The organism is Arthrobacter sp. (assembly GCF_048266065.1).
GTDB lineage: Bacteria > Actinomycetota > Actinomycetes > Actinomycetales > Micrococcaceae > Arthrobacter_H.
Window position 1 is genome coordinate 358,239 of sequence record NZ_JBLXAH010000004.1, and the last position, 26,966, is coordinate 385,204.

23 protein-coding genes and 1 pseudogene are annotated in these 26,966 nt (G+C 68.7%); 5 read left to right on the forward strand and 19 right to left on the reverse strand.

Going from position 1 to position 26,966, the window contains the following annotated elements; all coding sequences use genetic code 11:
• Positions 1-8: 8 nt before the first annotated feature.
• From ACN0TP_RS09135 to ACN0TP_RS09160, 6 genes are all read right to left on the reverse strand, one after another.
• On the reverse strand, positions 9-1,364 hold the full coding sequence (locus ACN0TP_RS09135) for an MATE family efflux transporter (protein ID WP_417218533.1): 1,356 nt from the start codon (positions 1,362-1,364) through the stop codon (positions 9-11).
• Positions 1,354-2,598 carry an MFS transporter gene (locus tag ACN0TP_RS09140; RefSeq protein ID WP_417218534.1) on the reverse strand — a complete coding sequence of 415 codons (1,245 nt, stop codon included), beginning with the start codon at positions 2,596-2,598 and terminating at the stop codon, positions 1,354-1,356. The genes ACN0TP_RS09135 and ACN0TP_RS09140 overlap by 11 nt, the downstream gene beginning before the upstream one ends.
• Positions 2,595-3,374 carry a CPBP family intramembrane glutamic endopeptidase gene (locus tag ACN0TP_RS09145; RefSeq protein ID WP_417218535.1) on the reverse strand — a complete coding sequence of 260 codons (780 nt, stop codon included), beginning with the start codon at positions 3,372-3,374 and terminating at the stop codon, positions 2,595-2,597. Before ACN0TP_RS09145 ends, ACN0TP_RS09140 begins: the two co-directional genes overlap by 4 nt.
• A gap of 19 nt (positions 3,375-3,393) precedes the next feature.
• On the reverse strand, positions 3,394-4,056 hold the full coding sequence (locus ACN0TP_RS09150; RefSeq protein WP_417218536.1) for a pentapeptide repeat-containing protein: 663 nt from the start codon (positions 4,054-4,056) through the stop codon (positions 3,394-3,396).
• Positions 4,057-4,169: 113 nt separating this feature from the next.
• Positions 4,170-6,209 (reverse strand): ABC transporter ATP-binding protein, encoded by a 2,040-nt coding sequence (locus tag ACN0TP_RS09155; RefSeq protein WP_417218564.1) that lies wholly within the window; start codon positions 6,207-6,209, stop codon positions 4,170-4,172.
• A 54-nt stretch (positions 6,210-6,263) separates the two neighbouring features.
• A complete protein-coding gene (locus ACN0TP_RS09160) occupies positions 6,264-7,997 on the reverse strand; it encodes an ABC transporter ATP-binding protein (RefSeq protein WP_417218537.1) in 1,734 nt (577 codons plus the stop codon).
• Positions 7,998-8,216: 219 nt separating this feature from the next.
• Between ACN0TP_RS09160 and bcp the strand changes: the two genes are divergently transcribed.
• The 3 genes and pseudogenes from bcp to ACN0TP_RS09175 all read left to right on the forward strand — a co-directional run.
• On the forward strand, positions 8,217-8,693 hold the full coding sequence (bcp, locus tag ACN0TP_RS09165) for a thioredoxin-dependent thiol peroxidase (protein ID WP_417218538.1): 477 nt from the start codon (positions 8,217-8,219) through the stop codon (positions 8,691-8,693).
• A 23-nt stretch (positions 8,694-8,716) separates the two neighbouring features.
• Positions 8,717-9,241 (forward strand): alpha/beta hydrolase, encoded by a 525-nt coding sequence (locus ACN0TP_RS09170; RefSeq protein WP_417218539.1) that lies wholly within the window; start codon positions 8,717-8,719, stop codon positions 9,239-9,241.
• A gap of 68 nt (positions 9,242-9,309) precedes the next feature.
• A pseudogene (locus ACN0TP_RS09175) lies at positions 9,310-9,660 on the forward strand (DUF1304 domain-containing protein); the annotation flags it as partial.
• A 42-nt stretch (positions 9,661-9,702) separates the two neighbouring features.
• On the opposite strand, the gene allB reads toward ACN0TP_RS09175, so the two are convergent.
• The 8 genes from allB to ACN0TP_RS09215 form a co-directional block, all read right to left on the reverse strand.
• Entirely contained in the window at positions 9,703-11,076 is a 1,374-nt protein-coding gene (gene allB / locus ACN0TP_RS09180; RefSeq protein WP_417218565.1) for an allantoinase AllB, read from the reverse strand.
• A 69-nt stretch (positions 11,077-11,145) separates the two neighbouring features.
• On the reverse strand, positions 11,146-12,957 hold the full coding sequence (gcl, locus tag ACN0TP_RS09185; protein WP_417218540.1) for a glyoxylate carboligase: 1,812 nt from the start codon (positions 12,955-12,957) through the stop codon (positions 11,146-11,148).
• Between the two features lie 124 nt (positions 12,958-13,081).
• A complete protein-coding gene (locus ACN0TP_RS09190) occupies positions 13,082-13,999 on the reverse strand; it encodes a 2-hydroxy-3-oxopropionate reductase (protein ID WP_417218541.1) in 918 nt (305 codons plus the stop codon).
• 41 nt (positions 14,000-14,040) lie between these two features.
• A complete protein-coding gene (locus ACN0TP_RS09195; protein ID WP_417218542.1) occupies positions 14,041-14,832 on the reverse strand; it encodes a hydroxypyruvate isomerase family protein in 792 nt (263 codons plus the stop codon).
• A gap of 960 nt (positions 14,833-15,792) precedes the next feature.
• Positions 15,793-16,638, reverse strand: coding sequence for a bifunctional allantoicase/(S)-ureidoglycine aminohydrolase (locus ACN0TP_RS09200; protein WP_417218543.1), 846 nt, complete (start codon positions 16,636-16,638; stop codon positions 15,793-15,795).
• Complete coding sequence (locus ACN0TP_RS09205) at positions 16,631-17,902, reverse strand: DUF6986 family protein (RefSeq protein ID WP_417218544.1); 1,272 nt, start codon at positions 17,900-17,902, stop codon at positions 16,631-16,633. The genes ACN0TP_RS09200 and ACN0TP_RS09205 overlap by 8 nt, the downstream gene beginning before the upstream one ends.
• Positions 17,899-19,524 (reverse strand): malate synthase A, encoded by a 1,626-nt coding sequence (aceB, locus tag ACN0TP_RS09210; RefSeq protein ID WP_417218545.1) that lies wholly within the window; start codon positions 19,522-19,524, stop codon positions 17,899-17,901. The genes ACN0TP_RS09205 and aceB overlap by 4 nt, the downstream gene beginning before the upstream one ends.
• A gap of 11 nt (positions 19,525-19,535) precedes the next feature.
• Positions 19,536-20,927, reverse strand: a complete 1,392-nt coding sequence (locus ACN0TP_RS09215) for an NAD-dependent malic enzyme (protein WP_417218546.1) — start codon at positions 20,925-20,927, stop codon at positions 19,536-19,538.
• Positions 20,928-21,167: 240 nt separating this feature from the next.
• On the opposite strand from ACN0TP_RS09215, the gene ACN0TP_RS09220 reads away from it, so the two are divergent.
• Complete coding sequence (locus ACN0TP_RS09220; RefSeq protein ID WP_417218547.1) at positions 21,168-21,929, forward strand: IclR family transcriptional regulator; 762 nt, start codon at positions 21,168-21,170, stop codon at positions 21,927-21,929.
• A gap of 97 nt (positions 21,930-22,026) precedes the next feature.
• Here the strand turns inward: ACN0TP_RS09220 and ACN0TP_RS09225 are convergent, their stop codons facing one another.
• The 4 genes from ACN0TP_RS09225 to uraD form a co-directional block, all read right to left on the reverse strand.
• Positions 22,027-23,643: a nucleobase:cation symporter-2 family protein gene (locus ACN0TP_RS09225; RefSeq protein ID WP_417218548.1), complete on the reverse strand. Its 1,617-nt coding sequence runs from the start codon at positions 23,641-23,643 to the stop codon at positions 22,027-22,029.
• 73 nt (positions 23,644-23,716) lie between these two features.
• Positions 23,717-24,655, reverse strand: coding sequence for a factor-independent urate hydroxylase (gene pucL, locus ACN0TP_RS09230; protein WP_417218549.1), 939 nt, complete (start codon positions 24,653-24,655; stop codon positions 23,717-23,719).
• 4 nt (positions 24,656-24,659) lie between these two features.
• Positions 24,660-25,013: a hydroxyisourate hydrolase gene (uraH, locus tag ACN0TP_RS09235; protein WP_417218550.1), complete on the reverse strand. Its 354-nt coding sequence runs from the start codon at positions 25,011-25,013 to the stop codon at positions 24,660-24,662.
• 74 nt (positions 25,014-25,087) lie between these two features.
• Positions 25,088-25,585 carry a 2-oxo-4-hydroxy-4-carboxy-5-ureidoimidazoline decarboxylase gene (gene uraD, locus ACN0TP_RS09240; RefSeq protein ID WP_417218551.1) on the reverse strand — a complete coding sequence of 166 codons (498 nt, stop codon included), beginning with the start codon at positions 25,583-25,585 and terminating at the stop codon, positions 25,088-25,090.
• 282 nt (positions 25,586-25,867) lie between these two features.
• Between uraD and ACN0TP_RS09245 the strand changes: the two genes are divergently transcribed.
• Positions 25,868-26,059: a hypothetical protein gene (locus ACN0TP_RS09245; protein WP_417218552.1), complete on the forward strand. Its 192-nt coding sequence runs from the start codon at positions 25,868-25,870 to the stop codon at positions 26,057-26,059.
• A 291-nt stretch (positions 26,060-26,350) separates the two neighbouring features.
• Here the strand turns inward: ACN0TP_RS09245 and ACN0TP_RS09250 are convergent.
• Positions 26,351-26,966: transketolase-like TK C-terminal-containing protein (locus ACN0TP_RS09250; RefSeq protein WP_417218553.1), on the reverse strand; the 616-nt coding region annotated here is incomplete at its 5' end.

The following is a 26,966-nucleotide window of genomic DNA, read 5'->3' on the forward strand; positions in this document are numbered from 1 at the left end:
GCCCGGGTTCAGGCAGGTGCACCGAGGGACATCCACCGGTCATTGCGGATGCGCCAGAGCAGGGTCACCGCGCGCAACGCCATGTAGCCCACGCCAAAGGCGCACCACAGCCAGAGGATCGGCAGGTCGGGCACCAGCGGCAGCAACGCCGCCCCGGCCAGCAGCGGCGCATACAGGACCAGGGCGATGACCCCGGCGACGGCGAGGTAGCGGGCATCCCCGGCGCCGATGAGCACCCCGTCCAGGACGAAGACGAGACCGGCCAGCGGCTGGGAGGCCGCCAGCACCCACAAGCCGATCGCCGCGGCCCGCTGGACCTCGGTGTCCGAGGTGAACAGGGCGCCCAGCACCGGGGCCACGAGCGCCAGCACGACGCCGGTGCCCACACCGAAGAGCAGGCCCCACCGGGTCATCACCCGGGTCAGGGCACCGGCCCGGGCCTTCTCCCCGGCACCGAGTTCCTTGCCGATCAGCGCCTGGGCGGCGATGGCCAGGGCGTCCAGGGCGAAGGCCATGAACGTGAAGATGGTGAACACGAGCTGGTGGGCCGCCAGGGTCAGGGCGCCGTCGGACGTGGCGACCCAGACGGTGGCCAGGATCCCCACCCGCAGGCTCAACGTGCGCAACATCAGCCAGCTGCCGACCTTGCCCGTGCCTTTGACGCCCGCCAGGTGGGGGCGCAGCGGCACGCCGGCGGCGCGCAGGCGCGGCACCAGCAGCACCAGGTACACCGCTGCCATGCCCCACTGGGCCAGTGATGTGCCGATGGCCGACCCCGCCACGGACAGCCCGGCACCGTAGACCAGGACCAGGTTCAGCACGATGTTGACCCCGAATCCGGCACCGGCGACCCACAGCGGGGTCTTGGTGTCCTGCAGCCCGCGCAACACCCCGGTGGCGGCCAGGACCAGCAGCATCGCCGGAAGCCCCGGCATGGAGAAGCGCAGGTAATCCAGCGCGAAGCCGTACACCTCACCGGTGGCACCCATGCTGGAGAGCAGGGCGGGTCCGGCGAACCACCCGGCCACGGCCAGCAGCACCCCCAGGCCCAGTGCCAGCCAGAGCCCGTCGCGTCCGGCGGCCAGGGCCCGGTCCAGTCGTTTGGCGCCCAGCCACCGGGCCACGGCCGGGGTGGTGGAGTAGGCGAGGAAGACCATGAGCCCAACGGCCGTCTGCAGCACCGTGGTGCCCAGCCCGGCCCCGGCCAGCTGGTTGAGCCCGAGGTGTCCCACGATGGCGGTATCGGCCATGAGGAACAGCGGTTCGGCAATCAGGGCGCCCAACGCGGGAACGGCGAGGGCCAGGATCGTGCCGCCGAGCCCGGTGGGGACCTGCGCCGGCCGCGCGCGCTGCTCATCGGCCATGGGGGGCCACCGTTCCGACGGGTCGGGCCCCGGAGGCCCGCAGGAAGAGGGCGGCCAGGACGGCGGCCAGGCCCTGCAACAGGAGCACGAACAGCACGGCACCACCCCAGCCATAAGGGGCGAACGCCAGGCCCACCGCCCAGCCGAACAGGCTGGAGCCAGTGTAGTACGCCAGGTTGTACAGGCTCGCCGACTGGGCCCGCCCGGTCCTCCCGATCAGCGGGACCCACCCGCTGGCGATGGCGTGGGCCGAGAAGAACCCAGCGGTGAAGAGCACCAGCCCCGCGAGGACGACGGCGAGGTGCGGCACCAGGGTCACGCAGACCCCCACGGCCATCGTGGCGATCGATCCGAGCAGGGCCGGCAACCGGCCGATCCGGTTGACCAGCACCCCGGCCTGCCGGGAGGACCACGTCCCGGACAGGTACGCGATGAACACCAACGACGTCAGCGAGGCCGGGACCAGGAACGGCGGGGCCTCGAGGCGGAAGCCCAGGAAGTTGTAGACGGCGACGAAGCCGCCCATCAGCAACAGGCCCTGCGAGTAGAGGGCGAGCAGGCGGACGTTGGCCAGGTTGACCCAGAGCTTGCGTGCCAGCCCGGGCTCCCCGGGCGTGCGCCGTGGCACCGGCGTGAAGCCCAGCGGCCTCGGCGCCAGCGCGATGAAGGCCACCGCGGCCACGGCGGCCAGCAGGGATACGACCAGGACGCCCACCCGCCAGCTCACCAGTTCGGAGATCGGTCCGGCAATCAGCCGTCCGGCCAGGCCGCCGAGGGTCGTGCCGGAGATGTAGGTTCCGGCGGCGATCGCCGAATGCATGGCGTGGATCTCCTCGCTGAGGTACGCCAGGGCGATGGCGGGGATCCCGCCCAGGGCCACGCCCTCCAGGAAACGCAACCCCAGCAGTGCCCCGAACCCGGGGGATGCGGGGACCAGCAGGCCCAGTACGACGGCGGCCACGACGGCGACCTGCATGGCCCTCAACCGGCCGACACGATCGGCGACGACCGACCATCCGATGACCGAAACGGCCAATCCCAGCGTCGCGGCGGAGACGGCGAGAGCGGCCCGGGCCTCCGAGACGCCCGCTGCCCGGGACAGGGCGGGCAGGACCCCCTGCACCGAATACAACTGGGAGAACGTGGCGACGCCGGCGGCGAAGAGTGCCAGGATCATCCGCCGGTAGCCCGCCGAACCACGGGCATGTCCGGCGAAGGGAACGGCACCGCTCATGCGCCGGATACCAGGGGCAACAGGAAGTAGGCCACGGAGAGGGCAATGAGGTTGTTCAACAGGTGGATGAGATACGAATACGCCAGGGAGCGGCCGGTGAGCACGTAGGCGACGCTGATGACCGCGCCCAGGCTCACATACGGAACCGCAGCCATCGGATCGAAGGATCCGCTGCCCAGGAAGTGCATGCCGGCGAAGAGCACGATCGAGATGACCACGCACACCCACACGTTGACCTTGCGGCTGAGCTTGCCGATCAGCAGGTGCCGGAAGATGTATTCCTCCACGAACGGGCCCATGACCACCGCCATGACCAGCATCGTGGGGAACGGCACGGTCGTGGTCATCCCCTCGATGGCCAGCTGGTTCTCGCTCTTGACAGCGCCGCCGAGCGAAACGAGCACGATCGTGGTCACGATCAGGTTCGCCACCCAGGCCCCGGGAACCATGAAGGCCTTCGCCCACGGGTGACGGGCGAAGGTGCGGAAGGAGTGCACCAGTGTGGGGAACGCCATGATCATGGCCCCGGTGAACAGGACGGCGTAGATGATGAAGTTCACCGCAGCGGCGGCCGATTCCGCCGTGTTGAAGGTTTCCTTGAAGCCGGGGATCAGCGTCAGCAGTGAGGCGGCTCCGGCGACGAAGAGCACCGCGTAGGCCAGCACCATGACGGCGTCGCCGATGCGGAAGCGCCCAGGAGTGAAACGTGCCCCCCGGCGCGGTCGTGGCGCACGGGGAGAGGAACCCGGAGCGGCCGGATGCTGGGTGGATTGCATGCTTCCAGCCTAGCGAACGCTAGAGGACCCGCAGTCCCGCCTCGTGCGCCAGCAGGGGTGCCAGATCCTGGAGCTGGAGTTCGCCGATCGTCGCGCCCCGCAATCCCGCCACCCCGGCCAATCCGGCCAGGGAGGCGCCCCGCAGGTCGACGTCCTTGAGCCGCGCCCCGTGCAGGGCGAGCATGCCGATGCGGCAGTCCTCGAAGGCGACCCGTTCGGCCTGGACGTCCCCGAGGTCGAGCTCGTCGATGATCAGCGAACGGAAGAGGACATCACGCAGCTTGGCCCCGCGCAGGTTCACCAGGTCCAGCTTCCCGCCGTCGAACATCACGGCCCGGACGTTGGCTCCATGGAGTTCGGCCGATCCGATGCGTGTGCGCTCGAGCCGGGTGTTCCACCACCCGCTGTCGGAGGCCCGCAGCGAGGCGGCCGAGAGATCTGTGATCGAGCAGTTGCCGAACGTGGCCCGGTCCAGGTCGGCCCCCTCCAGGGAGACCCTGCGCAGGGTGCAGTCGGTGAAGACAGTGTCCTGCAGATCCTGCCCGTCGGCGTCGTCCGCCTCGAAGAGCAGCCCGTCGCTGCGCCCGTCAAGATCCACTGCCGTCAGGTCCCCCGACGGGCGGCCCGCCGGTGCGTCGAAGGCGGGCAGGCGGGGAGGGCGGGGTGCCGGAGTCTTCGTCATCCGCCGAGACTACCGGCAGCTGCCGTGAACGGCAGAACGCACCCGCCGTGGACCCGTCCATGCCGTTGGCGGCATGTTCGGGTGGTGCGGCGGGCGCGTTCGGTGGCCGTGGCTCAGGTGGCCGTTCCGGGAGACGACGGCCCGTCGGCGTCGGCCGCCGGACCCTCGTCATCGGCGATCATCCCCGCGGCCACGCCGGCCGGCGGAGCCGCCGCGGCGTCCGCATCGGCCTCGGCATCCGGGTCCTCGGCGGGGCCGGCGAACTGGGACATGTAGAGCCGGTGGTAGGCGCCACGGGCCTCCAACAGCGCCTCGTGGTTGCCCTGTTCGACGATCCGCCCGGCCTCCATCACCAGGATGGTGTCCGCGTCGCGGATGGTGGAGAGGCGGTGGGCGATCACGAAGCTCGTCCGGTCGGTGCGCAGCGCCGCCATGGCGTGCTGGACCAGGACCTCGGTGCGCGTGTCGACCGAGGAGGTGGCCTCGTCGAGGATGAGCAGCGAGGGGTTGGCCAAAAACGCCCGGGCGATGGTGATCAGCTGCTTCTCGCCGGCCGAGACGTTGGTGCCCTCGTCGTCGATGACCGAGTCGTAGCCGTCGGGCAGCGCCTTGACGAAGCGGTCGACGTAGGTGGCGCGGGCCGCCTCGTGGACCTCCTCGTCGGTGGCGTCGAGCCGGCCGTAGCGGATGTTGTCCATGATGGAGCCGTTGAACAGCCACGCATCCTGCAGGACCATGCCGACCTTCGAGCGCAGTTCTGCACGCGAGAGGGCGGTGATGTCCACCCCGTCCAGGGTGATGTTCCCGCCGTCGAGCTCGTAGAAGCGCATCACGAGGTTCACCAGCGTGGTCTTGCCGGCGCCCGTGGGTCCGACGATCGCCACCGTGTGGCCGGGGTGCGCCTCGAAGGAGAGGTCCTCGATGAGCGGCTTGGCCGGGTCGTAGGAGAACGTGACGCCGTTGAACTCGACGTGGCCCTCGGTCCGGGCGGCCAGGTGGGCCGTCGCGGTCTCGGGGTCCTGTTCGTCGGCGTCGAGCAGTTCGAAGGTGCGCTCGGCCGAGGCCACACCGGACTGGACCTGGTTCGCCATGCCGGCGATCTGGCCCAGCGGCTGCGTGAACTCGCGCGAGTACTGGATGAACGCCGTCGCGTCGCCCAGGCTCATCTGCCCGGAGGCCACGCGCAATCCGCCGACGACGGCGATGCCCACGTAGGCCAGGTAGGAGATGAACTGCATGACCGGGAAGATGGTGCCGGAGACGAACTGGGCGCCGAAGGAGGCCTTGTAGAGTTCCTCATTGCGCTCGTCGAACCGGGCCACCGAGTCGTCTTCGCGGCCGAAGACCTTCATCAGGTCATGCCCGGAGAAGGACTCCTCGATCTGCCCGTTCAGCGACCCGGTGGACTTCCACTGGGCGGCGAACAGGCCCTGGGCCTTGCCGCCGATGACCGCCGCTGCGACCCCGGAGAGCGGCAACGCGATGAGGGCGATCAGGGCCAGCTGCCAGGACACGATGAACATCATGATGACGATGCCGATGACGGTCAGCAGCGACTGGATCAGCTGGGAGAACGCCTGCTGCAGCGCTGTCTGGATGTTGTCCACGTCGTTGGTCACCCGCGAGAGCAGGTCGCCGCGCTGGCGGGTGTCGAAGTAGTTCAGCGGCAGCCGGTTGAGCTTGTCCTCGACGTCCTTGCGCAGCTTGTAGACCACGCGCATGACGAGCTTGTTCAGCAGGTAGCCCTGCGCCCACATGAACACGTTGGACACGAAGTACATGGCCAGCACGATCGAGATGATGATGCCCAGTTCGTGGAAGTCGATGCCGACGCCCGGGACCAGGTTCATCCGGCCCAGCATGTCGGCCAGATCCGTCTGGCCCTGCGCCCGCAGCCCCTGGATGACCTGGTCCTTGGAGGCTCCGGCCGGCATCTGGGAGCCGATGACGCCGGAGAAGATGACGTCCATGGCTTTGCCGAGGATCTTCGGGGCGATGACGTTGAGCACCACGCCGGCGGCGACGAACACCAGCACGACGGCGATGCCCGCCTTTTCGGGGGCCAGCAGCCCCACGAGGCGCTTGGCGGAGGGCCAGAAGTGCTTGGCCTTGCGGACCGATTGCTGTCCGCCGAATCCGTCGTCCATCGACATGTCGGCGAAGTCCTCGGTCGCTTCGACCTCGGTGGTCGGGTTCTTGTCCGCCATCTAGGCCACCTCCTCCGCGCTGATCTGGGATTCGACGATTTCCTGGTAGGTGGCCGAGGTTTCCAACAGCTGCTCGTGCGTGCCACGGTCCACGATCTCCCCGTCGTCGAGCACCAGGATCTGGTCGGCGTCGATGATGGTGGAGACGCGCTGGGCGACGACGATGACCGTCGCATCCCGCGTGGTCCCCTTCAATGCCGCCCGCAGGCGGGCATCGGTGGAGACATCCAGTGCGGAGAACGAGTCGTCGAAGAGGTAGACCTTGGGCTGCGCCGCCAGGGCCCGGGCGATGCAGAGGCGTTGGCGCTGGCCGCCGGAGACGTTCGTTCCGCCCTGGGCGATCGCGGAGTCGAGTGCTCCTTCCTTGGCCCGGACGAAGTCGTCTGCCTGGGCGATGCGCAGCGCCTCCCACAGCTGGTCATCGGTTGCGTCCTCGGCGCCGAAGCGCAGGTTGGAGGCCACCGTGCCGGAAAACAGGTACGGCCGTTGCGGCACGGTGGCGATCCGCTCGGAGAGCTGGTCGCGGGTCAGGTGCGGAACCGGGACGCCGTCGATGAGCACCTCGCCGGCATCGGCGTCGTACAGCCGCGGAATCAGGTTCAGCAAAGTGGTCTTGCCGGCACCGGTGGAGCCGATGATGGCCGTCATCCGGCCCGGTTCGGCGGTGAAGTCCAGGTTCTTCAGCACCGGCTCCTCGGCGCCGGGATAGCCGAAGGAGACACCGCGGAATTCGACGACGCCGCGCAGCGGGGCGTCGACCAGCGGTGTCTCGGGGTCGCGCAGCGAGGGCTCGACCTTCAGGACCTCGTCGATGCGTTCGGCGCAGACCGCGGCGCGCGGGATCATCATGGCCATGAACGTGCCCATCATGACGGCCATGAGGATCTGCAGCAGGTACTGCAGGAAGGCGGTCAGCGAGCCGACCTCCATGTTCCCGTCGGCAACGCGGTGTCCACCGAACCAGAGCACCGCTGCGGTGGCCAGGTGCAGGATCATGCCGATGAGCGGGAACATGAGCACGAAGAGCTGGCCCACCTTCACCCCGACCTCGGTCAGGCGTTCGTTGGCGGTGTGGAAGCGCTCGGTCTCATACGGTTCACGCACGAAGGCGCGCACCACGCGGATGCCGATGATCTGTTCGCGCAGCACGCCGTTGATCTTGTCGATCCGCTCCTGCATGAGGCGGAACAGCGGCATGAGGAAGCGGATGAGGATGCCGACGATGATGACCAGGAACGGGACCGAGACCCAGACGAGCCAGGAGAGCCCGGCATCCTCGCGCAGGGCCATGATGATGCCGCCCACGCACATGATGGGGGCCGACACCATGAAGTTCAAGCCCATCAGCACCAGCATCTGGACCTGTTGGACGTCGTTGGTTCCGCGGGTGATCAGCGTCGGCGCCCCGAACTGGTTGACCTCCCGGGCGGAGAAACCGGCGACCGAATGGAAGACGCCGCGGCGGATGTCCCGGCCGACGGCCATGGAGGTCCTGGCGCCGAAGTAGACGGCTGCCACCGCGGTGAGCACCTGGATGAACGCCACGGCGAGCATGATGCCGCCGGTGTGCCAGATGAAGTCGGTGTCACCCTTGGTCACGCCGTCGTCGATGATGCGTGCATTGAGGCTGGGGAGGAACAACGTGGCCATGGTCGTGGCAAGCTGGAAGACCAGCACCGCGATGATCCACGGGACGTAGGGTTTGGAGTACTTGAGGATGAGGCGCAACAGCATGCAGAAAGGTCCTTCGGGGCAAGCCCCACCGGTGGCTGGATCGCGTCGGCGGGGTACGGCCCGGACGGCTGCAGCCGTCCGGGGCACTAAAAACCCTACTCCGCGATTCGGACAATTCAATCCGTCGTGGGGATGATTTTGGGTGAACCCCTACCGAACACCCGTTGTATTCGTATACTGGAAAACAGATATCACCATCCGACAATTCGAGGAGTCGACATGACCGAGACCAGCACCCCCCTGAAGCCCGGACAGCAGGCACCGGCGTTCAGCCTGTCCGACGCCCGGGGCAACACCGTCAGCCTGGCCGGCTTCGCCGGCCGCTCCGTCGTCGTGTACTTCTACCCGAAGGCCGCCACCCCGGGCTGCACCACCGAGGCCTGCGATTTCCGCGACAACCTCTCCTCCCTGGCAGCGGCCGGCTACGACGTCGTCGGTATCTCCTCCGACCCGCTGGAGGACCTCCAGGCCTTCGCGGCCGACGAGTCCCTGACGTTCCCGCTGCTCTCCGACCCGGGGCACGAGACGGCCAAGGCCTACGGCGCCTACGGCGACAAGGAATTCGGCGGCACGGTCCACACCGGCACGCTGCGTTCGACGATCGTCGTGAACCCCGATGGCACGGTGAAGTCCGCCGAATACAACGTCAACGCCCAGGGCCACGTCGCCCGCCTGCGCGAAGAACTCGGGGTCTAGCCGCGCCCGGGGGCCATCGGGCCATGGAGATCCTCTTCATGCATGGGGCCGGCGGCCGGGTTGCGGACCAGCCGATGGCGGCGCAGCTGCGCCGGGCCCTCGGCACCGGGGTGTCCATGGCCCGCCTGCCCGCCGAGGACATGTCAGTGGACGCCTGGCGGGGGGCGATGCGCCGGCACCGCGCGACGATGGGCGCGGACGTGGCAGTCATCGCCCATTCGTTCGGCGCCTCCATCGCGCTGTTGGACCTGGCCGAGGAGGCCACCGCACCGCCCCCGCGGGCACTGGTCCTGCTGGCCATGCCGTTCTGGGGTCCCGACGGGTGGGATGTCGAGGACTACGCTCTGCCCTCATCCGCCCGGCTCCCCGCCGAGGTCCCGATCCTGCTCGCCCACTGCCGCGACGACGACGTGGTCCCCGTCGGGCACCTGGCCCGGCACGCCGCCTTGCTGCCGTCGGCGGCGGTCCGGACACATGAATCGGGGGGCCACCAGTTCGCGGGGCGAATGGATGCCGTCGCCCGGGACCTGCTGGAGCTCCTGCCCTGAGCCACGCCGCCGTCGCGGCCCGGGAGGGTACTGTGTGGATTCCTGCCACACGTCGCGAAGGAATCCGCATGTCCACCACCGGTTTGGTGCTCGCCGCCCTCGCGGCCTTGCTGCACGTATACATCTTCTACCTGGAGTCCCTGGTCTGGACGACGCGGGCCCGCGCGGTGTTCGGGACCACCCGCGAGGAGGCTGCTGCCACCCGGGAGCTGGCCTTCAACCAGGGGTTCTACAACCTCTTCCTGGGCGTGGTGGCGGCGATCGGGATCGTGCTGACGGCTTCGGGGCACGAAGGGGCAGGCCTGGCCCTGGTCTATGCGGGTGCCGGTTCCATGGTCGCCGCCGCTGCGGTGCTGTTCCTCTCCTCCCCCGGCAAACGGTCCGCGGCCCTGAAACAGGGGCTCATCCCGCTGCTCGCCATCATCGTGCTCGTCGCGGGACGCGTCATCCAGCCCCGGCTGCTACCGCTCGCCGCGGCGCAGCAGCCGCCCCCGCGGGGTGGTGAAGTCAACCCGTGTGCCCCGAACATACGTTCCGGAGATGGTGCCGGAGAGTTCCTTGCCCTGGTACGGGGAGATCGGGTTGCGGTGGTGCAGCGACCCGACGTCCACCGTGTAGGTGTCCTCCGGGGAGAACAGCGCGAAGTCGGCGTCAGCGCCGACCTCGAGCCGGCCCTTGGCGTCCAGCCCGGCCAGGTCGGCCGGATGGCGGGACATCCAGTCCAGCACCGTTTCCAGGGTGACGCCCCGCCGTCGTGCCTCGGTCCAGATCAGCGAAAGCCCCAGTTGGAGTGAGGCAACCCCGCCCCAGGCTGTGCCGAAGTCCCCGGATTCGACCTCCTTGAGGTCAACGGTGGAGGGCGAGTGGTCCGAGACGATGAAGTCGATGGTCCCGTCGATGAGGCCCTGCCAGAGCAGTTCGCGGTTGGCGTCCTCGCGGATCGGCGGGCAGCACTTGAAGGCGGTGGCGCCGTCCTCGATCTCCTCGGAGAGCAGCGTGAGGTAGTGCGGGCACGTCTCCACGGTCAGCCGGATCCCCTCCGCCTTCGCCGCGGCGATCACCGGCAGCGAGTCGGAGGAGGACAGGTGCAGGATGTGGGCGCGGGCACCGGTGCGCCGGGCGGCGTCGATGACGCGCTGGATCGCCAGGTTCTCGGCACCGCGCGGACGGGAGGCCAGGAAGTCCGAATAGGCGCGGCCGCCCTTCTGCGGCGCGGTGTCGATGGTGTGGGCGTCCTCGGCGTGGACGATCATCAGAGCGTCGAATCCGGCCAGTTCGGCCATGTCCGCCTCCATCTCGTCCGGCTCCAGGGCGGGGAACTCGTCGACGCCGGAGTGCAGCAGGAAGCACTTGAAGCCGTAGACGCCCTCGTCGTGGAGCCGGCGCAGCTGGTCCCGGTTGCCCGGGATCGCGCCGCCCCAGAAGCCGACGTCGATATGGGCCTGGCCGGCGGCGACCTCGCGTTTGAGCTCGAGCGCCGCCACGTCGACCGTGGGCGGGATCGAGTTCAACGGCATGTCGATCAACGTGGTCACCCCGCCGGCAGCAGCGGCACGGGTGGCCGAGTCGAAGCCCTCCCACTCGGTGCGACCGGGCTCGTTGACGTGCACATGCGTGTCCACGAGCCCGGGGATCAGCACCTGGCCGTCCGCCAGGTCGATGACCTCGGCTCCGTCCAGCCCCTCCCCCAGGGGCACGACGGCGGTGATCTTCCCCCCGCTGATGCCCACCTCGGCCGGGCCGATGCCACCGGGCAGGGCGACGCGTTCACCGCGCACCACCAGGTCATGGGTTCCTGTGGTGCCGACCGCTGCGGTGCTGCCGGCGGTGGTCATGTTGCGGGGGCTGGTTCCCATGGCTTCCACTCCTTCGTGTGTGCTGCTGATCCTGCCGTGGTGCCGGCGCTAGGCGGTGGCGCCGACGGGCACCGGGGTCGGTGTTGCCGCCAGCGGGACCAGGGAGGTGGGCGCGTCGGCGGCGTCCACCGCCAGGTCCTCGAACTCGTTGACGTTGTCCAGTTCGGTGCCCATGGAGATGTTCGTGATCCGCTCCAGGATGACCTCGACGACCACCGGGACGGAGAACTCCTCGGCCAACCGGCCCGCCTCGGCGAAACCGTCGGCCAACTTCTCGGGATCCGTGACGCGGACCGCCTTGCAGCCCAGCCCCTCGGCCACCTTGACGTGATCCACACCATACCCCTCGGTCTCCGGTGAGTTCACGTTGTCGAAGGCCAGGGAGACGTGGTAATCCATCTCGAAGCCCCGCTGGGATTGGCGGATCAGGCCCAGGTAGGAGTTGTTGACCACCACGTGGATGTAGGGCAGCTTGAACTGGGCGCCGACCGCGAGCTCCTCGATCATGAACTGGAAATCGTAGTCCCCGGAGAGGGCGACGACCTTCTGGCCGGGCTTGCCGCGCACCACTCCCAGGGCCGCGGGGCCGGTCCAGCCCAGGGGCCCGGCCTGCCCGGCGTTGATCCAGCGGCGGGGGCCGAACACGTGGAGCATCTGGGCGCCGGCGATCTGGCTCAACCCGATCGTGGAGACGTAGGTGGTGTCCTGCCCGAAGGCGGTGTTCATCTCCTGGTAGACGCGCTGCGGCTTGATCGGCACGTTGTCGAAGTTGGTCTTGCGGTGGCCCTCGCCCTTGCGCGCAGTGGTCGTGTCGGCCCAGGCGGCGTAGTCCGGCAGGGTGCCGGCGTCGCGGCGCTCGGCGGCGACCTCGAGCAGGATCTCCAGGGCCGCCCCGGCGTCGGAGACCACGCCCAGGTCCGGGGAGAAGACGCGGCCGATCTGGGTGGGCTCGATGTCCACGTGCACGAACGTGCGGGTGCCGCGATAGGTGTCCAGTCCGCCGGTGTGGCGGTTGGCCCAGCGGTTGCCGATGCCCAGGACGAAGTCCGAGTCCAGGAAGTTGGCGTTGCCGTAGCGGTGGTGGGTCTGCAGGCCGACCATGCCGGCCATCAGGCGGTGGTCATCGGGGATGGCACCCCAGCCCATCAGGGTCGGGACGACCGGGACGTTGAGCAGTTCGGCGAGGCGGACCAGGGCATCGGAGGCGTCGGCATTGATGATGCCGCCGCCGGCCACGATCAGTGGGTGCGCCGAGGCGGTGAGCAGGTCCAGGATCTTGTCCGCCTGGGCACGGCTGGCGCGCGGCTTGGAGACCTCGAGGGGTTCGTAGGCGTCGATGTCGAACTCGATCTGGGCCATCTGCACGTCGATCGGCAGGTCGATCAGCACCGGGCCCGGACGTCCGGTGCGCATCAGCTGGAACGCCTTCTGGAAGGTACCCGGGACCTGGCCGGGCTCCAGGACGGTGGAGGCCAGTTTGGTCAGCGGGCGGGCGATCGTCTCGATGTCGACGGCCTGGAAGTCCTCCTTGTGCAGTTTCGCCACCGGGGCCTGGCCGGTGATGCACAGGATCGGCACGGAGTCGGCCCAGGCGGCGTAGAGCCCGGTGATCATGTCGGTTCCTGCGGGGCCCGAGGTGCCCAGGCAGACGCCGATGTTCCCGGCGGCGGCCCGGGAGTACCCGTCGGCCATGTGGGAGGCGCCCTCGACGTGGCGGGCCAGCGTGTGGCGGATGCCGCCGTGGGCCTTCATGGCCGAATACAGCGGGTTGATGGCGGCACCGGGCAGCCCGAAGGCCTCGGTGGCACGTTCCTTCTCGAGGATGAGGACGACGGCGTCCACGGTGCGCATGGTGGTCATGGTGTTCTCCTTGGGGAGGCCCGCTGGGCGGGCTGGAAAAGGGTGTGAAGTGGTACGGCCGCCGGTACGGGCCGAATACGGGTACCGGCGGCCGGGTCTGGTGTGGCTGGACCCGTGGGTGGGGTCAGCCGGCGGCGGGAGCCGGTTCCGGCGTCGTGCTGGTGGTCCCGGAGAGGCGTTCGACTCCGCGGAAGAGCCCCGAGTGGTCCAGTGCGCCGTCGCCGGTGGCGACGGTGGAGGCGACCAGCTGGGCGACGAGTGCCCCCAGCGGGAGGACGACGCCGGCCTCGCGGGCGGCGGCGGTGACGATGCCCATGTCCTTGTGGTGCAGGGCGAGGCGGAAGCCGGGGTCGAAGTTGCGGTCCAGGATCTTCTGGCCCTTCTGGTCCAGCACCTTGGAGCCGGCCAGCCCGCCGCCCAGGACCTGGAGGGCGGCTGTCGTGTCGACGCCGTAGGCCTCGAGGAAGACAACGGCCTCGCCCAGGGCCTGGATGTTGGCGGCGACGATGAGCTGGTTGGCTGCCTTGACGGTCTGCCCGGAGCCGGAGGGGCCGACGTGGACAATGGTCTTGCCGATGGCCTCCAGGACCGGTGAGGCGTCCGCGAAATCGGCGGCGTCGCCGCCGACCATGATCGATAGTGCGGCGTCGATGGCCCCCTGTTCTCCGCCGGAGACGGGCCCGTCCAGCGGCCGCAGGCCAGCGGCGCGGGCCTCGTCGGCGAGTGCGACGGCGACGTCGGGACGGATCGTGGAGTTGTCGATCCACAGCGCACCGTCCTTCGCGTGGGCGAAGACGCCGTTCTCGCCGGTGACGACACCTTCAACGTCCGGGGAATCGGGAACCATGGTGATGATGACGTCGGCGTCGGCGACGGCTTCGGCGATGTTCGCCGCTGCGTGCCCCCCGTGGGCCGCCAGGTCGGCTGCCTTGTCGGGGCTGCGGTTGTAGCCGGTGACGTGGAAGCCCGCGGCTGCGAGGTTCTTGGCCATGGGCAGGCCCATGATGCCGAGGCCGATGAAGGCGATGTTCGTGGTGCTCATGTGGTGCTCCTGGGGAAGTCGTGGGTGGGGATGCGCCGGGGCTAGGCGGGCTGGCGGATGAGCCAGTCGAAGGCCGTCTCGGCTGCTGCCTTGTATTCGAGTCCGATCGGGCCGTGGTAGCCGCGTTCGCGGCTGCGGGTGATCCATTCGCCCAGCGGCAGTTCGCCGCTTCCGGGGGCGCCACGTCCTGGGTTGTCGGCGATCTGGATGTGTCCGAAGTCGTGGGCGTGGGCCTCGATGACGGCGTCCACGTCGTCGCCGTTGACGGCCAGGTGGTAGAAGTCGGCGAGCAGCTTGACGTTGTCCACGCCGGCCGTAGTGGTCTTGTCGATGACCGCCAGCGCGTCGGCCGCGGTCTTCAGCGGGTAGGCCGGGGCGCCGGAGACCGGCTCCAGCAGGACGGTTCCGCCGATCCGTTCGATACCGCGGGCCGCTGCGACGAGGTTCTCGACCGCGAGCTCGTCCTGGGCCGCGGGCTCGACGCCGTCCTGGCGGTTGCCGTAGAGGGCGTTGAAGCCGCGGCAACCGGTGGCCTCGCCGATGGCCGCGACGACGTCGATGTTGTCGCGGAATTCGGCGTCACGGCCGGTCCAGGAGACCAGGCCGCGGTCACCGGCCGGCATGTCACCGGCCAGGAAGTTCAGGCCGGTCAGCTGCACGCCGGCGTCGGCGAGGGCCGTGGTGAAGGCCTTCACGTCCGCGTCGGACGGGACGGCCTCGGCGAAGGGCCACCAGAACTCGACGTGGTCGAAGCCCGCCTTCTTGGCCGCTGCAGGTCGCTCGAGCAGCGGCAGCTCGGTCAACAGGATGGAGCAGTTCACGGTGTACGACATCGCACGGTCCTTTCGAAGCAGTTGATTCCGAATCGTGGAAGTTTTCTTCTGCACACTGAAAACATTAGAAGTGACTCGGGCCGCTGTCAAGAGGCGGGCCATCGGCGGCAGGCGGTTCGGAGGTGCTACTTCGATTGCGTGGCCCTGAATGCCTTTCCGTTCGACGGGAAGCAGGGATGGGGAAGCCCAGGACATCGGATGGCGCCCACTGACGGTGCGTTCCCGCGGCCGTTGCCCAGGGACGGGTACCGGGTCGCCGGTGGGGCCTCCGACGCTTCCACAGTCCGGACGGCCTCGAATGGCTCTTGCACACGGGCTCGGCCCACCCTCGCCGGCGTCACGGGCCTGCGGGCAGTGGGCGGGCAGTGACAGGTAGTCGCCGTTCTTCACCTCGACGAACGGAATCCAGGCGTCTGGTGCCGGTCACTGGCGCAGACGCCCCGAAGGGGCACCATCAAGAGCCGGAACCTTGCATGGGTTGATGAATCCATATGAGTTTTCTCTTATACGAGCATAGAAAAGGACATAAATGCCTCTCACAGAGACGAACCCGTTCCGGCCGGTGCCGGTCGCGTTCCTCCGCAGTTGTCCGGACACGACGAAAGCGTGACGGAGGTGTCACGACTGATGGACCTGGTCCTTGATGCGTCGGAGGGCGAACACGTCCGGGAAAAATTCCCAACTGCACTGCGCGTCTTCCGCTCATTCCAACTAACAGTCGGCCCCATGGGCAACTGTGGTTTCGGGTTCGAGATTAGATCCCGAACCTGGCACGGCGGACAGCGGAGAGCCGGAGCAGGACGTCCGCGACCTGCTCGACAGTTTGGGGTCGCCACCGCGCTCGATGGATGCGGGAGTCCTCCTTGCGGTCGATGAACCCCAGGAAGCCGGGCCACCTCCCAGAGGAGGTGGCCCGGCCACCGCGGTGCCGCCGTCGTGCAGTGTCGGGAGAACCGGGCCTTAGAGCACCACCTGGCGGTTGACGTCCTTGTAGAGCAGGTAGCGGAAGTTCGACGGTCCGCCGGCGTAGCAGGCCTGCGGGCAGAAGGCGCGCAGTGACATGTAGTCGCCGGCCTCCACCTCGACCCAGTCCGCGTTGAGCCGGTAGACCGCCTTGCCCTCGAGCACGTAGAGGCCGTGTTCCATCACGTGGGTTTCGGCGAACGGGATCGAGGCCCCGGGTTCGAACGTCACGATGTTCACGTGCATGTCGAACGCCAGATCCTGCGGATCCAGCATGCGGGTGGTGCGCCACTTGTTCTCCGTGCCGGGCATCGCGCCCGGGGTGAGGTCGCGTTCGTTGCCGACCACCACGCGGGCTGTGTGCCCGGGAAGTGGCTGGTAGCGCTTGCGGATCCAGTGGAACTGGGTGGGGTCGACGCCGTCGTTCTGCGCACTCCAGGTGGTCCCCGCGGGGACGAACGCGAAGCCGCCCGGGGACAGCACGTGCTGTTCGCCGTCGATGACGAGCTTGAGCTCGCCCTCCATCACGAACAGGAAGCCCTCCACCTCCGGCTGCGGTTCAGGATGCCCGGATCCCCCGCCGGCCGCGACCTCCAGGATCGTCTGGGAGAACGTGGTGGCGCCGCCGGCGACCGGGCGGTTGAGCACCCACGCCCGCGTTCCGGTCCATTCGGGCAACACCGAGGTGACGATGTCCCGCAGGACACCGCGCGGGATGACAGTGTAGGCCTCGGTGACGACGGCCCGGTCGGTGAGCAGGTCCGTCTGCGGCGGGTGTCCACCCTGGGCCCCGGAGTACGACGACGATGCTGCCGTTGCGCGGGCAACGCTGGTCTCAGACATGGGATTCCTTTGCTGGTTGCATGGGGCGGCCGAGGGCCAGGGTGCGCAGCGCCTCGACGTCGATCTGCACCGCGGATTCGACCTCCGGCGCCGTCAGGGCGCCGCAGGCCAGGCCCCGGTGGATGAAGTCGGCAAGCGCCTTCGCGGTGGCGGGTTCGTCCATGATCGAGGATTCGATGCGGTGCACGTAGTTGCGCAGGCGGGCCGCCGCTGCGGCGAATCCGTCGCGGTAGAACGCGTACGTGGCCAGGTAGCGGGTCGGCAGCTGGGCCGGATGCAGATCCCAGCCCTGGTAGATCCCGCGTTCCAGATGGCGGCGGACCAGCCGAGCGTGGAGCTTCCAGGCCTCCAACACGTGCTCCGGATCCCCCACCGGCAGGATGTTGGTGGATCCGTCGGAGAGGTGGACGCCGGTCCCGGCCACGGCGACCTGCATGACCGACTTTGCGTAGTCGGCGGCGGGGTGCTCCATGGACTGGTAGGCGGCGGCGATGCCCAGGGAGGCCGAGTAGTCGTAGGTGCCGTAGTGCAGCGACGTCACCCGGCCCGCACCGGCGTGGATGACCTGCGCACAGGGCACCGTGCCGTCGGCGCCGAGAATCAGCTGCGGGGTCTCCATCTGGACCTCGAAGCGCAGCCGCTTCGGCGCGAGCCGGTGCGCCGCCTCGAGGCGTTCGCAGACGTAGACCATGGCCTCGACCTGGGCGACGGTGCTGACCTTGGGCAGGGTGAGGACGAGCCCGTCGGGCAGGCCACCGCTCTCCATTAGGGCGCCGATGAACAGGTCCAGCGTGCGCAGGCCGCGGGCCCGGGTGGGCGCCTCGAGGCACTTGAACCGGATCCCGATGAACGGCGGGGCGGTGCCGGCGGCGACGGCGCGGTTGACCTCGTGGCCGACGCGGACGGCGTCGGCGTCCTCCTCCGCGTCGGGACGGTTGCCGTAGCCGTCCTCGAAGTCCAGGCGCAGGTCCTCGATCGGTTCGGCGGCGAGCTTGGCCTCGACCAGGTCGGCGGCGACGTCGACGCCGATCTCGCGGGCCAGGGCTGCCACGCCACCGGCGGCCGCGGCGGCCTCCAGGGCCCGGCGGCCCCAGTCGGCGGCCAGGTCGGCGGTGAAGGCGTCGGCGGGGACGTAGGCGGTGTGGATCGGCTGGCGGGCCGGCGACGCGCCGGGGTAGGCGCGGGCGAGCAGCCGGTCGGTGGCGGCCAGCCGCACCTCCACGGCGGAGCGGGCCCCGTCGTCGAGCACGGTCCCGCCACTCATGGCTTCACCAGTTCGGTGGAGAGCAGCCGGTAGGCGGGCAGGGTCAGGAAATCCTCGAAGTCCTCCTCGCGGCCGGTGACCAGACGCCCGATCAGCTCGGCGGCCGGCTGGTAGTAGCTGGCGAACGCCTCCGCATTGTCGACCTCGGCGCGCAGCCGCTCGACCTCCTCGGCCAGGATGGTGGCGGCGAGCTCGGCGGTGATCGTGTTGCCGGTGTCCTCGGCGACGACCTGGTTGCGGATCTGCTGCCAGACCTGCGAGCGGGAGATCTCGGCGGTGGCGGCGTCCTCCATGAGGTTGTGGATCGCCACGGCGCCGTTGCCGGAGAGCCAGACGGCGGTGTAGGCGACGGCGACATAGAGGTTGGCGTGCACGCCGGCCTCGGTGACGGCCCCGGGGGCCGACTCGACGTCGAGGAGCATCTGCGAGGTCACGGCGACCTCCGGGCGCTGCCTCTCCAGCTGGTTGGGCTTCTCGCCCAGCACTGCAGTGAATTCCTCCTCGCAGACCGAGACCAGGTCCGGGTGGGCGACCCAGGAGCCGTCGAACCCGTCGCCTGCCTCACGCGCCTTGTCGGCGTGGACCTTCTCGAAGGCAGCCGCGGTGACCTCGGGTTCGCGGCGGTTGGGGATCACCGCGGCCATGCCGCCCATGGCGAACGCACCGCGCTTGTGGCATGTAGCCACCAGCAGATCGGTGTACGCGCGCATCATGGGGGCCGTCATGGCGACGTCGGCGCGGTCGGGCATCGTGAACTTCGGCCCGGCCTCGCGGAAGTACTTGATCATGCTGAACAGGTAGTCCCAGCGGCCGGCGTTCAGGCCGGAGGCGTGCTCGCGCAGCTCGTAGAGGATCTCGTCCATCTCGAAGGCGGCGGGGATGGTCTCGATGAGCACCGTGGCGCGGACGGTGCCGTGCGGGATGCCCAATTCGTTCTGCGCGAAGGTGAACACGTTGTTCCACAATCGGGCCTCGAGGTGTGATTCCAGCTTCGGCAGGTAGTAGAAGGGGCCGTCACCCGAGGCGGCCAGGTGGGCCGCGTTGTGGAAGAAGTGCAGGCCGAAGTCCACCAGCGCCCCGACGGCGGGCTTGCCGTCGATGAGCACGTTGGCCTCGGGCAGGTGCCAGCCTCGGGGCCGCACGACGACGGTGGCCAGTGGCGCATCCTGGCGCAGCGTGTATTCCTTGCCCTCCGGGGACCGGAAGGACAGCGTGCCGCGTGCCGCCGCACCCAGGTTGGCCAGGGCGTCGACCACGTTGTGCCAGGTCGGGGTGGAAGCGTCCTCCAGGTCGGCCAGCCAGACCTTGGCGCCGGAGTTCAGGGCGTTGATCGCCATCTTGGCCGGGCTGGCGGGGCCGGTGATCTCCACGCGGCGGTCGCGCAGCTTCTCCGGGGCCTCGGCGACCCTCCAGTCGCCGGAGCGCACGTCGGCGGTCTCGGGCTGGAAGTCCATGGTGCCGCTGGCCGATGCGGCGCGGCGGCTTGAGGCACGGGCCGCGAGCAGGGCGTCACGGGTGCCCGTGAACCGCTGGTGCAGCCGCTCGACGAAGGCCAGGGCCTCGTCGGTGAGGATCTCTTCGGCCCCGGCGACGCGGGGCGTGTGGGTCAGGGTGATGCTCATGGTGGCTGTCCTTACTTCGTGCTGGTGCGGGCGGCGGCGGCAACGGCCTCGGCGACGTCTGCGGCGACGTGCGGGTCGAAGACGCTCGGGATGATGTAGCCGGGGTTCAGTTCCTCCGGCGAGACGCGGGCGGCAATGGCCTCGGCGGCGGCGACCAGCATCTCCGGGATGATGTCCACGGCTCCGGCGTCGAGCAGGCCACGGAAGAACCCGGGGAAGGCCAGGACGTTGTTGATCTGGTTGGGGAAGTCGCTGCGTCCGGTGGCGACCACGGCAGCGTGGCGGCCGGCCTCGATCGGATCGACCTCGGGGTCGGGATTGGCCATGGCGAAGACGATGGCGTCATCGGCCATGGTCGCGACGTGCTCACCCGTGATGATCCCCGGCGCCGAGACGCCGATGAAGACATCGCTGCCGACCAGGGCCTCGTGCAGCGTTCCGCTGAAGTTGTCGGGGTTGGTGTTCTCGGCCAGCCAGGCACGGTGGCCTTCGGTGTGCGCGTCCGCACGCGAGATCGCCCCGTTGCGTCCGCAGGCGATGATGTTGGTGGCTCCGCGGGCCAGCAGCAACTGCACGATCGCGTTGCCGGCGGCGCCGACGCCGGAGACGACGATGCGGACCTGGTCCATGGTCTTGCCCACGACCTTCAGCGCGTTCTCCAAGGCGGCCAGGGTCACGATCGCGGTGCCGTGCTGGTCATCGTGGAAGACGGGGATGTCCAGTTCCTCACGCAGCCGGGCCTCGATCTCGAAACAGCGCGGTGCCGCGATGTCCTCGAGGTTGACGCCACCGTAGACGGGGGCGATCGCCTTGACGATGTCCACGATCGCGTCGGTGTCCTGGGTCGCGAGGCAGACGGGCCAGGCGTCGACGTCGGCGAATTGCTTGAACAGTGCCGCCTTGCCTTCCATGACCGGCAACGCCGCTTCCGGGCCGATGTTGCCCAGGCCGAGCACCGCGGATCCGTCGGTGACGACGGCGATGGTGTTGCGCTTGATGGTCAGGCGCCGGGCGTCGGCCGGGTTCTCGGCGATCGCCTGGCAGACGCGGGCGACGCCGGGGGTGTAGGCACGGGAGAGGTCGTCGCGGTTGCGCAGCGGGACCTTGGGGGTGACCTCGAGCTTGCCGCCGAGGTGCATCAGGAAGGTGCGGTCGCTGACCTTGCGGACCGTGACGTCCTCGAGGGCGTCCAGTGCGGTGCGGACCCGTTCCCCGTGGGCTGCGTCGGTGGTGTTACAGCTGACGTCCACGACCATCGAAAGGTGGGTCGATTCGGTGACATCCAGTGCCGTGATGGATCCGCCGGCCGCCCCGACGGCAGCGGCCAGTTCACTGGTTGCCGTGAACGTCGCCGGGGTCTCGACGCGAAGTGTCAGTGAATATCCGGGGCTGGGATTCGCCATGCGATTCCTCCTGTTGATCGGTGAACGGCGGGCCGTCGTCGTGAGATTTTGTTTCCGTATAGTGGACATTATTATTTGAAGAATGGAAAAGCAACCGCTCAGCGCGAGAAATTTCGACAATTTTTCATGCGCTGTTCTCGCCTGACGGAAAAGCGTTCCCCGATTCCGGTAGTGTGGCGAGCAATTGCCCCTTCACGAACCGCCGACGACCGCAGTCGTCGTCCGAACCCAGGAGATCCCATGCCTGCCAAACCCGCCAACGGCGTCCAGTCCGTCGAGCGCGCCTTCGAGCTGCTCGAACTCATTGCACGGGCCGGTGGGGAATGCACGCTGAGCGAGCTGTCCCAGGAGACGCCACTGCCGCTGCCGACGATCCACCGGTTGCTGCGCACGCTCGTGGGGATTGGCTACGTCCGCCAGCTGCCGAACCGCCGCTACGCCCTCGGGCCGCGCCTGATCCGCCTGGGCGAGGTGGCGAACCGCCAGCTCGGCGCGGTGGCCTCGCCGTTGCTGCGCCAGCTGGTGCAGCAGCTCGGCGAGTCGGCCAACCTGGCGGTGCTCGACGGCGACAAGATCACCTACGTCAGCCAGGCCCCCTCCCCCCACAGCATGCGCATGTTCACCGAGGTCGGGCGCCGGGCCGGTCTGCACAATACGGGTGCCGGCAAGGCCATCCTCTCGGTCTTGGACGATGCACGCATCGATCGGCTCGTCGGACAGGCTGGCATGCCCGGGCCGACCCCGAATGCGATCACCTCGTTGCCCGCCCTGCATGATGAAATCGAGAAGATCCGCAGCGTGGGTTTCGCCGTGGACGAGGAGGAACAGGAAGTGGGCGTGCGGTGCTTTGCCATGGCCGTTCCCGGAGCGCCGACCCCCATGGCGGTCTCCATCTCCGGCCCGGTCACCCGGGTGGACGACTCGTTGGCCGAGCGGGCGATCCCCGCGCTGACCGAAGCCACCCGCATCATCTCCGAGGCGCTGACCGGAGCCCAGGAGTAGGGGCCGCCGCGCGGATCCAGGCGATGCGAACGGCTCCCCGGTTGTCCGGGGAGCCGTTCGCTGCATCCGGGAGCCCCCGGGCCCACGGGAACGCCGTTCAGTCCTTCGCGGCAGACGGGACCGATTGCGCAGCCTGCAGCACGGCGTGGGGCTCCAGGCCCTCCGGCAGTTCGGCGCAGATGCCGGCGGCTTCGCAGGCCTTGACGTGTTCGGCCAGGGCCACGGTGTACTGCTCCGCGGTGACCACCGGAACCTCCTCGCCATCGGCGTCCACGACCTTGCCGTCATCCAGACGGTCGCCGTCACGCAATCCCCACAGCTGGTCCCGGCGCACCATCCGCGGCGGCGAGGCCACGAAGACCGAAGCGTGCTTCTTGGGGTTGCCGAATTTCAGCTCGTTGAAGAGCAGGTTCAGGGCAACGGCCATGATGGCGGCCGAGCTGATGCCCGAGTGCAGGATCGTCGAGAGCCAGACGGGGAATCCGGAGTAGAACTCGGGCATGACGATCGGGACCATGCCGAAGGCCAACGATGCCGAGACGATGATCATGTTCATGCCCTGGTCGTACCTGACCTTGGACAGCGTGCGGATGCCGCTGGCGGCGACGGTCCCGAACAGCACGATGCCTGCGCCGCCCAGCACGGGTGTGGGCACAGCGGCGACGACGCGGCCGAGGATGGGCAGCAGTCCCAGCACCACGAGGATCCCTCCGCCGGCGGTGACCACGAAGCGGCTCTTGATGCCGGTGATGGCCACGAGGCCGACGTTCTGGGCGAAGGCGCTTTGCGTGAAGGTGTTCAGCAGCGGAGCGGCGATGCTGGAGACCATGTCGGCGCGCAGTCCGTTGGCGATGCGTTTCTTGTCGACTTTGCTCCCGGAGATCTCGCCGATGGCCAGGATGTCGGCAGTCGTCTCGGTGAGGATGACCATCACGACGATCGTCATGGAGATGATGCCGCCGATCTCGAAGACCGGGGCCCCGAACGCCAGGGGTTGGGGCAGAGCGAAGATCGGACCGTGGCCCACCGAGGAGAAGTCGGCCATGCCCAACGCCCAGGCGACGAGCGTGCCGATGACGATGGCCAGCAGGATGGACAGGCGGGAGATCGCGGCGTTGCCGACCTTGCTCAGCAGCAGCACCAGCACCAGCGTGAAGGCGGCCAGCCCGATGTTCGCCAGTCCCCCGTACCCGTCGGCCTTTTCGTCACCGCCCATGGCCCAGTTGGCGGCCACCGGGGTCAGGGACAGGCCGATCATGGTGATGACGATCCCGGTGACCACCGGCGGGAAGAAGCGGACGATCCGGGCGAAGAACGGGGCGACCAGGAATCCGATGACGGCGGCGGCCAGGACGGAGCCGAACACGGCCTGGATGCCGCCGTCGCCGTTGACGATGGCCACCAGGGTGGCCACCGAGGCGAACGAGGTCCCCTGGATCAGCGGGAGTTGGGCACCGAAGAACGGGATACCCAGCGTTTGCAGGATGGTGGCCAGCCCACCGACAAACAGGCAACAGGCCACCAGCATCGCCTGGTCTGCGGTGTCCAGGCCCGCCGCGGCTCCGATGATCAGCGGCGGCGCGATGATGCCGCCATACATGGTCAGGACATGCTGGAACCCGTAGGCCAGGGTCTTGCCCCACGGGAGGCGCTCGTCCTCGGGACGTGGCGGGGTGCCGGTGGTTCGACGGTTTCGACGTTGTGCAGCCTTCACGGCCGACCTCCTCAAGGGACGGTGGGGGAAAGAGGACGCCCGCGCTCTCGCGCGGGCGCCCCGGGGGTGCGGCCTAGCAGAAGCCTGCGGCGTTCTCCCAGATCGGATGCGTAGGCGCCACGCCCTCGCGCTGGATGGTCGCCTCGATCAGCCCGTACGGGCGGTCGGCGGCGAAGAACACCTCATGCGGGTTGTCCTGCCCGAACGGCTCCAGGTCCACCAGGAAGTGGTGCTTGTTCGGCAGGGACATCCGGATCTCCTCGATCTCCGGATGCGCCTCCAGGACCAGCCGGCCCATTTCGAACATCGTCTGCTGCAGGGCCAGCGAATGCGTGTTCGCGAAGCCACGGAGCAGCTGGGTGCGCACCGAGGCGTAGATGGCGTTGTAGTCCAGGTCCCCGGCGGCCACGGCATCGGAGTTGTAGCGCCACCGGGCATTGACGTCGGTGGCCAGGATCCGCTCGGTGGTTTCCTGCAGGGTCGTGTACTGGTCGACCGGGAAGCCGTGGAACTCGCTGCCGGTGGATTTCAGCACGGTCAGTCCGCTGAGCCCGGCCAGGATGTCCTGGCGCCCATCGGCAATCTCCAGGACGGCGGTCCGGACCTCGCTCATGTTCCGCGAGAAGGCGTGGTCGTGGTCCTCGATGCGGTCCCAGGTGTACTGTTCGGCGGCCCAGCGGCCCCCGGTGACCCAGTCGAAGCTGCCGGTGAAGTGCTCACCCAGGCGGACCAGGAACGCCTCGGGCGAACCGACGCCCTCACGGGCCAGCCCGAAGACGGTGTTCTTCTGGGTGTCGGTGGGCACCACGTGGGCGTTGTCGCCCTCGGTGTGCGCGGCCTCGAAGTCGCCGTGCAGCTGGGAGGTGACGTTGAGGTCCTCGATCTGGTGGCGTGCGGTGTCGCGGGTGATCTTCACCAGGCGGACCTCGGCCTTGCCGTACTGGTTCTTGGCCAGCACGATCTTGGTTCCGTGGTTCGTCGTCGTGCCGGTATCGGCTGCGGTGGCGGTCATGGTTCTAGCTCCCTCGGTAGGTGGAATATGCAAACGGGCTGATGAGCAGAGGTACGTGGTAGTGCTCGCTGGCGTCGGCGACGCTGAAGCCGAGTACGACCTCGGGGAAGAAGGTTTCCGTGCCCTTCGTCCCGAAATAGGCACCGGTGTCGAAAGTGATCCGGTAGTGGCCTGGTTCAACCTGTGTCGGGCCCAGGCCGCCGATCCGGCCATCGCCGTCGGTGGTGCCTGATCCGAGTTCCTGCCAGCCGGTGGCCGTCTTGGCCTCCAGCGTGGCCTTGACACCGGAGGCGGGCCTCCCGGTCCCGGTGTCGAGTACATGGGTGGTGATGTGGCTGCGATGTTGCGGTGCGTTCATCTGCTGCTCCTGGGATGGTGGCGTGGTTCGCGGCTCTGCCCGCGGGAAATCAGAAAGTACGACGGCGATGCTGCTCAGGTGCCGGCGAGCATCCCGCGCAGGCGCAGCAGGGCGATTTCGCGCAGCTGGGTGGCGACCTCCTGCGCTTCCCGCTCCGGGGTGTTCTCCATGCGCCGGTCGAGCTCGGCGAGGATCTCGGCCGAGGTCCTCCCGGCGGCACGAATGAGGAAGACGCGGTTGAACCGGGCCTCATAGTCGGCGTTGGCCGCTGCGAGCCGGGCGGTGATGTCCGCGTCAACGGCCAGCCCGGACTGTTCCCCGCGGCTTAGGCCGGCCTCGGCGGAGTGGCCGGCCGCCTTCTCGCCGATGCGGGGATGGTGGGACAGTGCGGCGTCGACCTCATGGCCCTCAAAGGGTGCCGCGGCAGAGTGTGCGGTCGCCAGCAGCTCCTCGACCGTCCCATACGGGCGGGATTCGACAATGGTGTCGACCCAGCGGTCGATGTCCACGCAGGGACGGATGGCCTCCGAGGCCCGCTGTGCGGTCGCCTGGTTGAAATCCATCAAATCCATGGCGGTCATCTCCTTCACGCTGCTGCGTTTCCGCAGTGCCTGACACCCTTGACCATCGGCGGGACGCGCCAACTTGATTCGATGCTTCTGTATCGTGGAATCTTTGTTCCAGACACACTGTAAGCCACCTCACACCGGACCTGTCAAGAGGCGGGCGGAATTCACCCCGGCCGGAAAATAGCACCAGGGGGCCTTGTATTTGATGCAACCAGACGTCACACTAAATTCCATAGCTCAATAAAGTTTTCTCGCCATGCGAGAGAACGAGACAGGATATTCATCATGACGACTCTCGACAAGGCACCCCGTCCAGACGCCGACGGCCGGCCCGCAGCGACCACGCCACCGCATGACACGACCGCGCCGTTCTACGCGGTCGGCGGCGCCGACCCCGATTTCGTCCTGCCAACGCGTGGTGAACGCGCGCCAGGGAGCTTCTGGGCGCGCCTCTTCTCCTCCGCACGCCGAAAGTAGCCCTCGGCGCACCCGCCGTCCGGGCCTGTCCCGGACCTGCTGCCGACGCATGCACCCTGGTGATGCCCGGCTGCGGCCAAGGTGCCCGAACCGCCAGCCGCAGCCAGCGGCCACCCCGCGCCGGCCGCGGGAATCATCACGGGCCACCTGCCGCCACGGGCCGGCGAAGCCAACGCTTCGCCGGCCCGTGGTGTTCTCTGGTGGCCACGGACGTGGGGGCACACACCCGCGCGGGACCCCCACTTCCGCCCCCTGCCAGCGACGGCACCCGCCGCCGCTGGCGCGTGGGAACTATCCGGCCGCGTTGACGTCGTCGATCCGGTATTTCTTGAAAGCCTCCACAGCTATCGAATGCTCAACCTCCCCGCGGGCCGCCAGCATCTGCAGTGCGCGGACGACCATCGACTGCGCGTCGATGGCAAAGAACCGACGGGCCGCCGCGCGGGTGTCGGAGAAGCCGAAGCCGTCCGCGCCGAGGGTGGCGAAGTCGTTCGGGACGAACTGCCGGATCTGGTCCGGGACCTGGCTCGCGTAATCGCAGACGGCTATCACCGGCCCGGGGGCATCGGCCAGCTTTTCGGTGAGATAGGCGCGCCGCACAGGTGCTCCCGGATCCAGGAATGCCTCCCGCTCGGCGGCCACGCCGTCTCGGCGTAGTTCGGTCCAGCTGGTGACGGACCAGACGTCGGCGGAGACCCCCCACTCGTCGGCGAGGATCTGCTGGGCTTCCAGTGCCCAGGGGACCGAGACGCCGGAGGCCAGTAGTTGGGTGCGGGGCCCGTCGACCGTGGCCGGGGAGAGGAGGTAGATGCCCTTGAGCAGGCCCTCGACGTCCAGGTCCTTCGGTTCGGCCGGTTGCAGGATCGGCTCGTTGTAGACGGTGATGTAGTACATGACGTTGGGGTCC